General features: G+C 36.1%; 16 protein-coding genes, 1 tRNA gene and 1 pseudogene. 8 read left to right on the plus strand and 10 right to left on the minus strand.

The features are described from left to right. Positions 1 to 6: 6 nt before the first annotated feature. From L0Z58_RS02590 to rpsB, 7 genes are read right to left on the minus strand one after another with little or no spacing between them, the layout of a single operon-like run. Positions 7 to 633, minus strand: coding sequence for a phosphatidate cytidylyltransferase (locus L0Z58_RS02590; RefSeq protein WP_010082212.1), 627 nt, complete (start codon positions 631 to 633; stop codon positions 7 to 9). Continuing rightward, positions 623 to 1,318: a polyprenyl diphosphate synthase gene (gene uppS, locus L0Z58_RS02595; protein ID WP_006279327.1), complete on the minus strand. Its 696-nt coding sequence runs from the start codon at positions 1,316 to 1,318 to the stop codon at positions 623 to 625. The genes L0Z58_RS02590 and uppS overlap by 11 nt, the downstream gene beginning before the upstream one ends. Before the next feature lie 6 nt (positions 1,319 to 1,324). Continuing rightward, complete coding sequence (locus L0Z58_RS06900; RefSeq protein ID WP_010962657.1) at positions 1,325 to 1,588, minus strand: hypothetical protein; 264 nt, start codon at positions 1,586 to 1,588, stop codon at positions 1,325 to 1,327. A 5-nt stretch (positions 1,589 to 1,593) separates the two neighbouring features. Beyond that, a complete protein-coding gene (gene frr / locus L0Z58_RS02605) occupies positions 1,594 to 2,151 on the minus strand; it encodes a ribosome recycling factor (RefSeq protein WP_010962658.1) in 558 nt (185 codons plus the stop codon). Positions 2,152 to 2,158: 7 nt separating this feature from the next. Beyond that, a complete protein-coding gene (pyrH, locus tag L0Z58_RS02610) occupies positions 2,159 to 2,896 on the minus strand; it encodes a UMP kinase (protein ID WP_369800661.1) in 738 nt (245 codons plus the stop codon). A 16-nt stretch (positions 2,897 to 2,912) separates the two neighbouring features. Then, on the minus strand, positions 2,913 to 3,773 hold the full coding sequence (gene tsf / locus L0Z58_RS02615; protein WP_010962660.1) for a translation elongation factor Ts: 861 nt from the start codon (positions 3,771 to 3,773) through the stop codon (positions 2,913 to 2,915). After that, positions 3,754 to 4,602, minus strand: a complete 849-nt coding sequence (gene rpsB, locus L0Z58_RS02620) for a 30S ribosomal protein S2 (RefSeq protein WP_010962661.1) — start codon at positions 4,600 to 4,602, stop codon at positions 3,754 to 3,756. Before rpsB ends, tsf begins: the two co-directional genes overlap by 20 nt. A 191-nt stretch (positions 4,603 to 4,793) precedes the next feature. Between rpsB and L0Z58_RS02625 the strand changes: the two genes are divergently transcribed. The 8 genes and pseudogenes from L0Z58_RS02625 to L0Z58_RS02660 all read left to right on the plus strand — a co-directional run bounded on the left by L0Z58_RS02625 (position 4,794) and on the right by L0Z58_RS02660 (position 10,838). Further along, positions 4,794 to 4,870: transfer RNA gene (locus tag L0Z58_RS02625), tRNA-Asp, on the plus strand. A 137-nt stretch (positions 4,871 to 5,007) separates the two neighbouring features. Next, the gene (gene yajC / locus L0Z58_RS02630) at positions 5,008 to 5,379 is read left to right on the plus strand and encodes a preprotein translocase subunit YajC (protein WP_010081840.1); all 372 of its coding nucleotides are present in this window, start codon (positions 5,008 to 5,010) and stop codon (positions 5,377 to 5,379) included. 80 nt (positions 5,380 to 5,459) lie between these two features. Next, a complete protein-coding gene (glmS, locus tag L0Z58_RS02635) occupies positions 5,460 to 7,280 on the plus strand; it encodes a glutamine--fructose-6-phosphate transaminase (isomerizing) (protein WP_010962662.1) in 1,821 nt (606 codons plus the stop codon). A 307-nt stretch (positions 7,281 to 7,587) separates the two neighbouring features. Beyond that, positions 7,588 to 7,833: pseudogene (locus L0Z58_RS06775) on the plus strand (PD-(D/E)XK nuclease family transposase); the annotation flags it as partial. A 446-nt stretch (positions 7,834 to 8,279) separates the two neighbouring features. Continuing rightward, on the plus strand, positions 8,280 to 8,423 hold the full coding sequence (locus tag L0Z58_RS02645) for a hypothetical protein (RefSeq protein ID WP_173862902.1): 144 nt from the start codon (positions 8,280 to 8,282) through the stop codon (positions 8,421 to 8,423). Between the two features lie 37 nt (positions 8,424 to 8,460). After that, the gene (gene ltrA / locus L0Z58_RS02650) at positions 8,461 to 9,756 is read left to right on the plus strand and encodes a group II intron reverse transcriptase/maturase (RefSeq protein WP_227738623.1); all 1,296 of its coding nucleotides are present in this window, start codon (positions 8,461 to 8,463) and stop codon (positions 9,754 to 9,756) included. Between the two features lie 66 nt (positions 9,757 to 9,822). Next, positions 9,823 to 10,008, plus strand: coding sequence for a hypothetical protein (locus L0Z58_RS02655; RefSeq protein WP_084741732.1), 186 nt, complete (start codon positions 9,823 to 9,825; stop codon positions 10,006 to 10,008). Continuing rightward, a complete protein-coding gene (locus L0Z58_RS02660) occupies positions 10,005 to 10,838 on the plus strand; it encodes an Rpn family recombination-promoting nuclease/putative transposase (RefSeq protein ID WP_010962664.1) in 834 nt (277 codons plus the stop codon). The genes L0Z58_RS02655 and L0Z58_RS02660 overlap by 4 nt, the downstream gene beginning before the upstream one ends. A 114-nt stretch (positions 10,839 to 10,952) precedes the next feature. Here the strand turns inward: L0Z58_RS02660 and L0Z58_RS02665 are convergent, their stop codons facing one another. The 3 genes from L0Z58_RS02665 to hemC form a co-directional block, all read right to left on the minus strand. Then, positions 10,953 to 11,144 carry a hypothetical protein gene (locus L0Z58_RS02665; RefSeq protein WP_010962665.1) on the minus strand — a complete coding sequence of 64 codons (192 nt, stop codon included), beginning with the start codon at positions 11,142 to 11,144 and terminating at the stop codon, positions 10,953 to 10,955. Positions 11,145 to 11,240: 96 nt separating this feature from the next. Continuing rightward, positions 11,241 to 12,128, minus strand: a complete 888-nt coding sequence (gene murB / locus L0Z58_RS02670) for a UDP-N-acetylmuramate dehydrogenase (protein WP_010082163.1) — start codon at positions 12,126 to 12,128, stop codon at positions 11,241 to 11,243. Continuing rightward, a complete protein-coding gene (gene hemC, locus L0Z58_RS02675) occupies positions 12,119 to 12,997 on the minus strand; it encodes a hydroxymethylbilane synthase (protein WP_010962666.1) in 879 nt (292 codons plus the stop codon). The genes murB and hemC overlap by 10 nt, the downstream gene beginning before the upstream one ends. Between the last annotated feature and the right edge of the window lie 553 nt (positions 12,998 to 13,550).

Consider the following 13,550-nt stretch of genomic DNA (forward strand, 5'->3'; position numbering starts at 1 on the left):
GCAGACTTAGCTTATGTAAATAGCAATAAGAGGGGCAGTAAAAATGAAACTGTCCATACGGTCGAGCACTCCCCCATGGCCAGGTATCATATTTCCACTATCTTTAACACCGTAAGCTCTTTTAACAAGCGACTCAGTGAAATCGCCAAGTTGCGCTAGAATAGCAATTGCAAGGCCAATGATTGGAGAATAAAAAATTGAAAATAGACCAAAAAATATTGATCCAAAAATTGTGCACACTACTCCAGCTAAAATCGCACCAAGAAGTCCTGCCCAAGTTTTTCCAGGGCTAATAATTGGGCAAATTTTAGCTCCACCAAAATTCTTGCCAAACAGGTAGGCAGTAACGTCAATTCCCCAAATGGTTAAGACGAACCATACTAATGCGTATTTTCCCTGTGGTAGATTATATAAATATATTAATGAGGCGCTTGGTAGTGCAATCAATAATAATGCAAAAACGTATAAAATTTTGTTTCCCTGGGTTAGATTATACCATTCAAAAGAAGATAAAACTGCTATCGAAAAAATCAATAGGTAAAACGATAAATCACTGAAATATGTAGCAAAGGAAAATATGAATAATATTACTATTGAGGACAACATTCTAATTATAAAATTATTATCTACCATATTTTTTCTCTCTTTTTGTATAATCTTCTAATGCTTTACTCAAATCTTGACAAGAAAAATCAGGCCATAAAGTATCACAAAAATACAATTCAGCATAAGCTGCTTGCCATAATAAAAAGTTGCTTAACCTTTTTTCGCCGCCAGTGCGAATTAATAAATCCAATTTTGGCAAATCTTTAGTATACAGAAATTTTTCAAATTCCTCTTCTGATACATAAGCAATATTTTCTTTTATAATATTGCTTATAGCTTGTGTAATTTCTTGCTTTGCTCCGTAACTGACTGCCACAGTGAGTAATAAACCATCGTTCTTATGTGTCATTTCTTCTGCTTTTTTAATTTGATCCAATATTTTACTGGGTAACAGACTTAAATTGCCAATAAAATTCAACTTAATGTTACAATTGTAAATGAAATTGACTTTATCTTCATTAGTTAAAACGGAGTAAAATAAATCAAATAGACAGTCAGTTTCGTTTTTAGGTCTAAGCCAATTCTCCATAGAGAATGCATACAAAGTTAAGTAGGGTATAGTTAAGTCCGTACAATACTTGGCAATATCGTATGCAACTTCACTGCCCTTTTTATAACCATCAATTTTTACCCTTCCTTGATTGTTCGCCCATCTACCATTACCATCCATAATAATTGCTAAATGTTTCGGTAAAGATTCTTGATTCAACATTTAAATTTAACCTAATTTTGACTTGAGTGAAATTTTTTGGATTTCAATGGACACCTGGAAGGTGTCAGCTACTTGCATGACAGGAAGAGAGTTACTGTAGTGACACCAATAGTTGATACTTGAATGCAAAATTGGTGTCATCCCAGTGCTCCGACACTGGGATCCAGGAAATTTGATTTCAAACAAGTGCATCAGATAGTTGTATAGTAAAGACTGGATTCCAGTGTCAAACACTGGAATGACATCATTTGCTATGTAAGCTTTCTCCATATCATTTAGTGATTCAGTATATCCTTTTCTTTGATGGACAATTCACCATCAATCTTTTTTATATTATCATCAGTAATATTTTGTATTTCCTTCTTAGCACCATGAAAATCATCTTCTGAGATTTCTTTATTTTCCTTCATTTTTTCTGTTTCTTCCATAATATCTCTACGTATATTTCTAATGGCAATCCGTGCATTTTCAGCAAACTGATGCAATAATTTCACTAATTTTTCACGGGTTTCTTGTGTCAAGTCCGGAAGAGCTATACGTATGGTGCTACCCTCGACAACAGGATTTAAATTCAGGTTAGCATTTAATATAGCGTTTTTCACTTCACCTACAACACTAATGTCCCAAACTTTAATTGATAGGGTTTTGTTATCTATAACCGAAACGCCTGCAACTTGATTTAACTTTTGATGCCCACCATAGATGTTTACAACTATACCATCAAGCAAAGATGCACTAGCTCTACCAGTGCGTACGCCTTTAATATCATCATGAAAGGACTGAATAGTTTTTAGCATTCTTTCTTTTGTTTTAGCTTTTATTTCATTTAACATAAATTACCTACTGTTTACAATCTGAAACTATAGTATAAGTACCTTGACCCTTAATAATATTGACTATTTTTTCTCCCTTCAAAGAAAAAACTATAATTGGAATAGAATTCTCACGAGCAAGTGAAATTGCTGATGCATCCATAACTTTTAAATCACGAGTCAATAAATCCGTGTAAGAAAGCCTATCATACATTACAGCATCCTCATTTTTTTTCGGATCAGCGGAGTATACACCATTTACTTGCGTACCCTTTAGAATAACATCACAATTCATTTCAACAGCACGTAAGGCTGCAGCTGTATCTGTAGTAAAAAATGGGTTGCCTGTGCCTGCTGCAAAAATTACCACTCTACCTTTTTCTAAATGACGAATAGCTTTCCTTCTGATGTAAGGTTCGCATACAGTGGCCATGGGTATTGCAGATAATACCCTAGAAGCTACTAAATTTTTTTCTAAAAAGTTTTGTAAAATTAAAGCATTGATTATAGTTGCAAGCATTCCAATATAATCACTGCTTGCTCTTTCACAACCACTTAAAGACGCAGATGTGCCACGAAAGATATTACCACCACCAACAACAATACATACCTGAACTCCAAGATTACAAACTTCAACTATGCCTTTAGATAACTCACCTATAGCCTCCATATCGTGACCAAATTGCTTTGATCCCATCAAAGCCTCACCAGAGATTTTAAATAACACCCTGGAATATTTTATTTCGCTTTTTTCATTTGTTGAAATAAACATTTTTTGCTATTTAATCTGCATCACCCAAAACAAGTAACTCGTAATTAGAGAGTTTAACAGCACTCAACTCGCTTGATTTTATAAAATCAGAAATCTTCATCTTATCATCCTTTATAAATTTTTGCTCCAGTAAAACAACTTCTTCATAGTACTTAGCCATTCGTCCATCTACTATTTTTTTTGCTACTTCTTCAGGTTTATTTAAGCTCCTCACTTGCTCTTCAATTATAGAACGTTCGTTGTTCAACTTCATTTGATCTAAATCATCTATAGACAAAGCTTCAGGCTTCATAGCAACTACATGCATAGCTATTTGTTTCCCAATCTCTTGTAGCTTCGCCTTATCACCAGATGATTGCAATGCAATTAAAGCACCAATCTTACCTAAGCCACACACATCACCATGTACGTAGCCAGCAATAACTCCATCCTTAGCTTCTAAGTAACAAAGCTTACTTAACTCTAGCTTCTCACCAAGAACTGACGTACCATTCATAATAGCTTCCTGCACTGTGCCAATGCTTTCATACTTGGCATTTTTTAACTCATCAACGCTAGTACAGCGTTCTTGATGAGCAATTGATGCTAAATTTAAAACTAACTCTATAAATTTCTCATTCCTTGCGACAAAATCGGTTTCGCAATTGAGTTCAATCAATACACCACAATTTTCAGTCAAACACATAGCAACGAGCCCATCTGAAGCTACTCTATCAGATTTTTTGTCAGCTTTAGCAAGACCTATTGTACGTAACTTATCAACGGCTTTCTTAATGTCACCATCACATTCTTCTAATGCTTTTTTACAGTCACTTAAGCCAAGCCCTGTTCTATCACGTAATTCTCTTATATCATCTGGATTCATCTTCATTTGTTACTACCTCCCTTTCTTCTTCTTTGTAAACTTTACTACGTCTCCTTTTAGTTTGCACAATACCATCTTCTTTTTCTTGAATAAACTCATCACCCCTTATATCATCAATCTTAACTCCAGATTTTGCTAGACTAGACTCTATTCCAGCTAATATAGAGTCGGTAGCTAATTTACAATAGAGCTCTATTGATTTTCTTGAGTCATCATTTCCAGGTATTAGATAAGTAATACCATCTGGATCAGAATTAGTATCAAGTATTGCAACTATTGGAATTCCTAACTTCTTAGCCTCCTTAACCGCTATATGCTCTTTATTAGTATCAATGATGAATAAGATATCAGGAATTGCTCCCATTTCTCTAATACCGCCAAGCGCCTTATCAAGCTTTTGCTTTTTCTTTTCAATGTTTCCCAATTCTTTCTTTGTTAAAATGCTATCCTCGTCATTTAATATTTTCTCATATTGCATCAAGGTTTTTATCGAAGAAGAAACAGTGCCCCAATTAGTAAGCATACCACCAAGCCAACGATGATTCACATAATATTGACCACAACGAATCGCTTCACTTGCAATAATATCAAAAGCTTGAAACTTTGTACCAACAAATAGAATGCGACCACCTTGAAATGCAACGTCATATAAAGCCTTCATGGCCACCTGTAGCAATGGTAGTGTTTTTCGCAAATCAATTATATGTATACGATTTTCTTGATGCACTCCATATATGTATGGAGCCATTTTTGCGTTCCAGCGACTAATTTTGTGACCAAAATGTACACCAGATTCAGCTAAATCACGCACAGTGACTTTAGGCAAATTTGTCATATATCATTCCTCCAAATAGTTTATCTTCCATGGCATAACCCTAATGGGACTACTTGTACAAGCCATGTGTGAAATTAAATTATTTACATAGTAATAGAAAAGACAGCAAAGCGCAAACAAAAAATATTGACAAAGGGCAACATGTTTATTAGCTTTAAAGTTGAAGCCCGAAAATGCTAAAAAGAAATTAGGGGGGTGTAGCTCAGTTGGTTAGAGCGCATGCCTGTCACGCATGAGGTCGTGAGTTCAAGTCTCATCACTCCCGCCATATTAGTTTTAGCATAACTTAGAATTCGCAGTATTATTGCCGGTATTGAGAAACGCCTTCACCAAACTTGACATGGCATGGTATTGTAATTAATACTTAAATAGGTTTGTTTTTATCATTAACAATTAGGATTAAATATGCTCATTTCTGAAGTTTTTGCAGCAGATGCAACTAGCAATACATCAAGTATCGGCGCATCTTTTGCTAGTTTTATTCCACTGATTTTAATATTTGTGGTATTTTATTTTCTCATTATTCGCCCGCAACAAAAAAAACTAAAAGAACATAGAAAGATGATAGATCAAATAAAACGTGGTGATACAGTCATTACTTCTGGTGGAATAATAGGTGAAGTTAATAAAGTTGATGAGGCAAATGCACAATTTATAATAGAAATAGCACCAAAAGTTGAGATAAAAGTTCTAAAGTCCGCTATATCTGAGGTTTTAAGCAAAGAAACTCAAAAAGTAGCAGCTAAACCAATTAAAAAGGTAAAATCGAAAGAATGATAAAAAGAATATAAATCAACCAGTAATAAAGGCAAAAATGCTTAACATGTTTAGAAAAAAGTTTGTTTGGTGATCCATTTGTGTGTGGAATATTTGGTGTAGTAAGTAGCGGTGATTCAGTAATACCAACCTTACTAACTGGGTTACAAAAATTGGAATATAGGGGATATGATTCCTCAGGTATAGCAATCATAAATAACGAAGGTAAGATAGAAGTCAAAAAATCAGAAGGTAAAGTCGAAAGGTTATGTGAAGTTGTTGATGACAGCAAGATGTCTCACAGTACAGTTGGTATAGCACATACTCGCTGGGCTACACATGGAGTCCCAGGCCTTAAAAATGCTCACCCCATTCGTACAAATAATGTTGTTGTTGCTCATAACGGCATAATTGAGAATTACAATCTGCTAAAAAAGGGTCTAGAAGAAAGGGGCATGTCATTCCATACTGACACTGACACAGAGATCATACCAAACATGCTAACCTTATATCTTGATGAAGGATTGTCGCCAATTGATTCTCTATTTAAGTGTTTAAACAACTTACATGGCTCATTTGCCTTGGTCTTATTATTTGCAGAATATCCAGACGCCTTATTTGTTGCGAAGAGAAATTTGCCTTTAGCAATAGGCTATAACTGTAACACAGTGTTTGCTGCATCTGACTCTAATGCTTTAAGTGCATTTGTGGAAAGAATATCGCATTTGGAAGATGATGACATTGCAGTGATAAAATCTAGTGGAGTTAGTATATACAACAATGGTACACAAGTTAAACGCAGTATAGAAAATAGTAGTCCAAGTGATTTTCTAATTAGCAAAAATGGTTACCCTAGCTTCATGTTAAAAGAGATTTTTGAGCAACCGCGTGCATTAAACAAAACAATAAATCAATTTTACAAGCAATATAAAGAGGTAATATTTGCTAACAAAAAATTGTTTTCTGAGCTGAGTTACATTACTATAGTTGGATGCGGGTCATCTTATTTTGCTGGGCTAATAGCAAAGTATTGGCTGGAAAATGTCGCTCAAGTTCGAGTATATCTAGAAATCTCATCAGAATTTAGGTATAGCAACGTCAAGCTGGAAGAAGGCAGCATTGGGTTATTTATCTCTCAATCTGGTGAAACTGCAGATACCATAGAAGCGCTGCGTTATGCAAAATCACAGAAGCAAACAATCATTAGTATAACTAATACATTTAGCAGCAGCATTGAAAAGATCTCAGATATTGTGTTACATACTCTTGCTGGGCCAGAAATTGGTGTTGCTTCAACAAAAACCTTTTCTGCGCAACTTGCAACTTTAGCATGCTTTGCCGTGGAGCTTGGAAAAATAAAAGGTGTACTGGGTGGAGAGAGAATAAAACAGCTAAGCAACGCTATTAACTCTATTCCCGAGTATGTTGAGCACGTTTTGAATGTGATGAAAATACAACATATATCGGACAGTATATTAGAACACAATAACGTTATTTTAATCGGCAGAGGAAGTTCATACGGAGTTGCAATGGAAGGCGCATTGAAAATAAAAGAGCTTTCATATATCAATACAACTGGTATTGCAGCGGGAGAAATGAAGCATGGTTCTATTGCTTTAATAGACTCTACTGTGCTTGTTATAGCAATTATCCCTTATGATGATTTATTCTTTAAAACGCTATCTAATATACAAGAGATTATTGCAAGAAAAGGCAAAGTAATTGCCTTCAGTGATAAACAAGGAGCGCCATTCCTAAGGGGAGTTTGCGCAGATGTGGTGCAACTTCCAGACACTGATAATTTTATCTCTCCAATCATCTACAGTGTTGCTATGCAATTCCTTGCTTACTTTACTGCAGCAAAAAAAGGGTTAGATGCAGATTGTCCAAGAAATTTAGCTAAGTCTGTCACGGTTGAGTAGTCCATTTAAAGTTAAAGCTAAACTTCTAATTAAGTTGACCAGACTGCATTCTGTGATTTTTAGCAAAACACGATACACAATCGTCATTCCGCTACTTGTTAGCGGAATCTATGCCGAGATACCGCGGCGGTATGAAGGTTCGCGGTGGTATGACGGTTAAGTAATTCGTCATCCCGCTGCTTGTTAGCGGGATCTAGAGATACCGCGGCGGTATGACGGTTCGCGGCGGCATAGCTATCTTCAAAAATATGGTTGAATAATTGTTAATAATAGTGTATAATTATTAATATTTTTAAGCACTTTGGCTATGGCTTTATCTAAGTTTCTCGACCCTAAGCTGGATTTAACCTTCAAAAAAATATTTGGCACTGAAAAAAATAAGAATATTCTCATACATTTTTTGAATGATATTTTAGGGTTTACCGAGATAAATACTATACAAGAAGTGGAATTCCTCAGCACTATTCAAGATGCTGAAATTGCCTCTAAAAAACAAAGTATCGTTGATGTTCTTTGCAGGGATGAAAATGGGGTGCAAGTAATAGTCGAAATGGTGCGACCTGAAAGCCTTCGGTCATATTGTTTAAAAGGAGAGGAATTCATTCAGAAAGAAACTGAAAGGATTCTAAAGCTTATTGAACCAGATGTTTTGCCATCTGAGTCTACGCATCAGTGCGAATTGGGTAACCAGTTGGTGCCGAGCGACGCGGACAATGAACCTCCTCTTGATAAAGAAGATGCTCAATCGTGAGAGAAAGCATAAACTACAAGCATCATGTGGTTGGAGGGCTAGGCTTAGTGGTATGGTGAACGTAAGTGAAGCTTCATAAGTATCGTAACGATTAAAGAGCTAAAGATGCTGATAAGCTCCGACCAAAAGGTAATGTGACATTTTTCATTTCTGGATGTACGCAAATAATAATTCCACCGGTATAGAGAAGCCACCTAACCCACTATTGTATGACAAAAGGAACAGGATAAGCCTGTATTTTCGCCTATATGGCAGGCAACCCGCAAGGAATGCTGATGGATGTGCAGGTAAAGGATAATGGAGAAAGCGAATGCCATTTTGTAACGAAATGGATAGAATTTGTAACATTAATTCGCGTGAAAACGAGCAGACTTCCATTTGGTCCCTCATGACAAGAAACTTTGTTAACCACTTAAGGTAGGAAAGCAGATGATTACAAGTACAACTGTAAGTGCACCTACCAATAACTCCGAAGCATGGAACCAGTTACCCTGGAAGAAATGCCAAAAAGTTGTTATGAGGCTACAGAGGCGTATTGTTAAGGCTGTCCAACAAGGCAGATGGGGTAAGGTGAAAACTTTACAACACCTTCTCACACGCTCTTTTAGCGGCAAAGCTTTGGCGGTTAAGAGAGTAACTGAAAACCAAGGAAAAAACACAGCAGGTGTAGATCGTCAAATATGGTCAACTTGCAACACAAAATTTCAAGGAATAAAGCTATTAAAACAAAGAGGATACAAACCTTCTCCGCTAAAACGGATATACATCAGTAAGTCTAATGGCAAAAGAAGACCTCTTGGAATCCCTACGATAAAAGATAGAGCCATGCAAGCATTATACTTGTTTGCTTTGGAACCGATAGCTGAAACGATCAGTGATCGTCACTCTTATGGTTTTAGACCAAAAAGATCCTGCGCAGACGCTACTGTGGCTTGTCACTTGTTACTGGCAAGCCGTAACCAACTACAATGGATACTCAAAGGTGATATTAAATGGTGTTTTGATAACATTAACCATGAATGGCTCATGAAGCATATTCCTATGGAGAAGAAAATTCTTCATAGCTGGTTAAAAGCTGGCTTCCTAGAATCAAAAACTCTGTATTCCACAACTGCAGGTACCCCACAAGGTAGTATCATCTCTCCAATACTAGCAAATCTAGCCCTAAATGGACTTGAAAAATCATTGGAAAGTCAATTTGGTAAACTTGGCAGTAAAAGAAGAAGCAAAATCAGAAGTGGAGTAAATGTAATCAGGTACGCAGATGACTTTATCATTTCAGGAATCACACGTGAAGTACTGGAAAATGAAGTAAAACCTCTAGTATCGTCCTTTCTTCAGGAGAGAGGTCTTATCCTTTCCGAAGAGAAAACAAAAATTACATCTATTACAACAGGGTTTGACTTTCTTGGTTGTAATGTACGCAGGTATAATAAGAAGTTAATTATAAAACCTTCAAAAGAAAGTATTAAGAAACTTCTTAATAAAGCACGTACATTGATAAAGGCAAACATAGCGAACACTCAGGCCGTACTAATCAAGTTGCTCAATTCCCTATTAAGGGGATGGGGAAATTACTACAGCCATGTGTGTGCGAAAAGAGCTTTTAACAAAATAGACCATGAAATTATGTGTGCTCTATGGAAATGGGCAAAGAAAAGACATCCTCGTAAAGGATTACGTTGGATAAAGAATCGTTACTTCAAGGTAATGAAACAACGCTAATGGGTCTTTGCTGCACCCATATGCAAGAACAAACCGAAAGAGATAAGGTATTTAAGACTGCTGAGGTTGATTGATATACCTATCAGACGACATGTTAAAATCAGGGCGGATGCAAATCCACTTGACTTAAAATGGAAAAAGTATTTTGATGAAAGAGTGAAACAAACAAAAATGTTAGCAAGCTCTTTCTCAAGAGAAGGTTCTCTACTGTTGGTGTCACCATTAAGAATGATGTTTTCTGAGGAATCATGAAGGACAAGCCGGTTCGAGAAAAGAAGGACTTAGATAAGGGGCTCAAGCGTAGTGTGGGGAAACCTGCATGCTGCGTTTCTAAGGGAGGGAGTAGTAGCAATACTACTTCCTTACCTAACCAAGTTGCCAAAACTAAAGGCTTTGAAAAACGCGCACAACTTTATGCTGCTAAGGCTTACTCAAGACAAGCTGATAAATCTGGTAAATACGTTGATTTAAAGAAGATTTTCTTTATCGCGATTTCAAATTGTACCTTATTCCCTGATAAGCTTGACTATATATCTAGCCATACCATAAGAGATGAAAAAACCAATGAGCATGACTTAAAAGATTTTCAATTTATCTTCATAGAGCTGCCAAAATTTCCTAAGAGTAGAGAAGAACAACTAGAAAGTGTAGTAGACCGTTGGCTATTTTTTTTCAAATATGCAGATGAAACAACGGACGAAGATCTCAGAAAAATTGCGGAAAAATCACCAATAATAAAGCTAGCATATGATGAATTAGATAAGTTTCACTGGAATGAAAAAGATCTAATAACTTATGAAGAAAGAATAATGGATCTGCGCAAAGAAGAAGCCATTCTTGAATACAGACTTGACCTTGCTACTGAAAAAGGCATCCAAATTGGTGAAGAAAGAGGCATCAAAATCGGTAAAGAGGAAGGAAAAATCGAAGGAAAAATCGAAGGAAAAATCGAAGGAAAAATCGAAGGAAAAATCGAAGTCGCAAAAGCAATGCTGGCTAACAATGTTGATGTCAACACTATTGTCAAATTTACTGGCCTTTCTATTAGTGAGATTGAAGAATTAAGTGTGAACGGTTACTAATTAAGAACTTTAATTATCAATCATAAATCACTGAATTTCGCTAGTAAATTTGTTGCCATTGTCCATATTGCACAATTGTATATAAGATATAGTATAACAATAGTGTCCGTTCAGCTAATACCAATTCCCACTGCACAATAAACGGATAGATAACAATAGAAAAAAAGCCATACTATTGCCTTTCTTTCTCACTCCACAATTAAATAACTCTACAATATCGCTTATTTGATTCACTAATAATGAGAATTGGTATAACTTTGCTATTTTTCTCTCTAGATTCTTGCAAAGTTCTACAAGATTAACCACATTACCTCACGGTTTCTCTATGATTATTTTTTTAGATTACTTGTTTACCTTATTTGCCGTTCTCCTGAACGAATATACATAAGCTATAAAAACTATCTAATAGCTACCCAAAACCCTTATTTCCCACTCAAGTTCAACATTAAATTTATCCTTTACTGCATCTTTTACTTTGTTGCCAAGGTTTTCCAAGTCAGATGCAGTTGCATTATCGTAATTGAGCAAGAAGTTACAATGTTTCTTAGAGATTCTAGCTCCACCAATATTTAACCTTAGGCAGCCAGATTTATCAATTAACTCCCATGCTCGGTAGTTTTTTGGATTTTTGAATATGCACCCAGCAGTTTTTCCTCTTATTGGCTGGCTTTTATTTTTCCTCTCAATAACTTCCTTTAACCTTTGCAGTATAAGCTCATACTCTGAGTTTACTCCTTTAAACTCAGCTTCAACAAAAATCCAATTTCCTTTTAGGCTATGTCCACGGTAAAAATACCCCATTTCTTCGCTGGAGAACTCATATAGGTTTCCATCCTCTAGATTCACTGCTTTTATGGATTGTACAACACTTGCGATATCACTACCATATGCACCTGCATTCATTTCTATTCCGCCACCAACTGTTCCTGGAATTCCAACTAGAAACTCCAACCCACTAATCTGCTGATTTCCCGCAAAGTGAGCAAGGTTGCTGAGCAGCACAGCTCCCCCAGCTACAATAGAGTTGTTACCCTTACTTTTAATATATGCAAACTCCTTACCTAATTTTACTGTTATTCCTCGAATGCCACTATCTCGCACTATTATGTTGGATGTTGCACCAATAACGCTAACTGGCAGTTCAGTATTTTTAATCAAGTATGTTAAATCTTCAATATCACATGGTTTAAATAATACATCAGCTCGTCCACCAACATTTAACCACGTCGCTTTAGACATTAAGACATCATAACGATAGATTCCACGTACTTTAGGTAAGCTTATAAGCATTTTGATTTCAACTCTAATCCTGCATCCATACCCATTTTCTCCGCATCTTCTATAAATGAAGTGCGCTCAGTGAAGTATATATTTTTTCCACTTGCTAACATACAACGAAGGTGTAGCATATTTTCGCTCACATATTCAGCCAAAGCTGCAAGTGGTGTAAAACATGAACCATTCACTGTCTTCATAAAACTGCGCTCTGATTTCACTCCTATAAAAGACATATTATTATTAATTTTCTCTAAAAGATCGATAATTTTTACATCATTCCTTCTACATTGAATACAAACCGCCCCCTGCCCCACTGCACTTAACATAACTTTTGGTGGCAATACCTCTGTAATCAAGTGATGTTTTTCTAATCTTATGAGTCCTGCTTCAGCTAGAATTATTCCATCAAAACTTTGATTTTGCAATCTGGTTGTTACATTTCCACGTAGCGGTACTATATTTAAATCTGGTCTAACATTTAACAACTGAACTTTTCTTCTTATTGAAGAAGTGGCAATAGTAGCCTGCTGTGGCAAAGACTCAAGGCTATTGTGTTTATGAGAAATAAACGCATCGCATGAACTTAGCCTTTCTAAAACACAAGGAATTGTTAAACCCCCTGAGAAAAACGCAGGCATATCTTTTAGCGAATGAACTGCCATGTCTATATTATTTTCGAGCAATTCAGTCTCAATTTCTTTAATGAATAATCCTTTGCCTCCTATTTCAGCAAGATTTGCGTTTGCATACTTATCTCCAGAAGTTTTTATTTTAACAATTTCAATAGATAAGTTAGGAAAAGAATCCAGCAACTTTTGTTTTGCTTCCAAAGCCTGGGCAACTGCAAGCTTGCTTCCTCTGGTACCTATTTTGACTAGCATGTGTACGATTGTTTGTCTGATGTCATTCAAGTAGCTGACTACTTGGATCCAGTTTATATAAACCTTTGCATTTATTGTACTTTAACTTAAAACCAAAAGCAACTTTGACTTTACAAAATAATAACCTTTTATATGCATAAATAAGCTTACTGGATTCTAGTACTTGCATGACAAGGTATAAACCTTATCGTCATACCACCGCGAACCGTCATACCGTCACGGTATCTCTAGATCCCGCTAACACGTAGCGGGATGACGAATTATTTAACCGTCATACCGCGATTCATTCGCGTTATCTCTAGATCCCGCTAATAAGCAGCGGGATGACGGTTGTCGTTTAGCTATAAATATTAAAAAATTTACCAAGCGAAAAAAAAGGCAAAAGAAGCCCCGTGGTGGTTGGCTATTTACTATGTACTAAAATATCGGCGTTTTTTTTATTCTAAAACGCTTGATTAAGAGCGATTTAGCTGCTTTTAACTTGCAACTAACCTACACCACAAGTGTTTAAGAAATTTACTAAGCAGGAAAAAAGGCAAAGAAACCCCGTAGT

The organism is Wolbachia endosymbiont of Aedes aegypti (assembly GCF_021496215.1).
Lineage (GTDB): Bacteria > Pseudomonadota > Alphaproteobacteria > Rickettsiales > Anaplasmataceae > Wolbachia > Wolbachia pipientis.

Coding starts and splice junctions, on each gene's coding strand:
- L0Z58_RS02645 (WP_173862902.1), top strand. CDS start 8,280: ATGGCAGGCAACCCGCAAGGAATGCTGATGGATGTGCAGGTAAAGGAT.
- tsf (WP_010962660.1), bottom strand. CDS start 3,773: ATGAAGATGAATCCAGATGATATAAGAGAATTACGTGATAGAACAGGG.
- hemC (WP_010962666.1), bottom strand. CDS start 12,997: ATGCTAGTCAAAATAGGTACCAGAGGAAGCAAGCTTGCAGTTGCCCAG.
- L0Z58_RS02590 (WP_010082212.1), bottom strand. CDS start 633: ATGGTAGATAATAATTTTATAATTAGAATGTTGTCCTCAATAGTAATA.
- rpsB (WP_010962661.1), bottom strand. CDS start 4,602: ATGACAAATTTGCCTAAAGTCACTGTGCGTGATTTAGCTGAATCTGGT.
- murB (WP_010082163.1), bottom strand. CDS start 12,128: ATGCTTATAAGCTTACCTAAAGTACGTGGAATCTATCGTTATGATGTC.
- yajC (WP_010081840.1), top strand. CDS start 5,008: ATGCTCATTTCTGAAGTTTTTGCAGCAGATGCAACTAGCAATACATCA.
- L0Z58_RS06900 (WP_010962657.1), bottom strand. CDS start 1,588: ATGGAGAAAGCTTACATAGCAAATGATGTCATTCCAGTGTTTGACACT.
- ltrA (WP_227738623.1), top strand. CDS start 8,461: ATGATTACAAGTACAACTGTAAGTGCACCTACCAATAACTCCGAAGCA.
- uppS (WP_006279327.1), bottom strand. CDS start 1,318: ATGTTGAATCAAGAATCTTTACCGAAACATTTAGCAATTATTATGGAT.
- L0Z58_RS02660 (WP_010962664.1), top strand. CDS start 10,005: ATGAAGGACAAGCCGGTTCGAGAAAAGAAGGACTTAGATAAGGGGCTC.
- frr (WP_010962658.1), bottom strand. CDS start 2,151: ATGTTAAATGAAATAAAAGCTAAAACAAAAGAAAGAATGCTAAAAACT.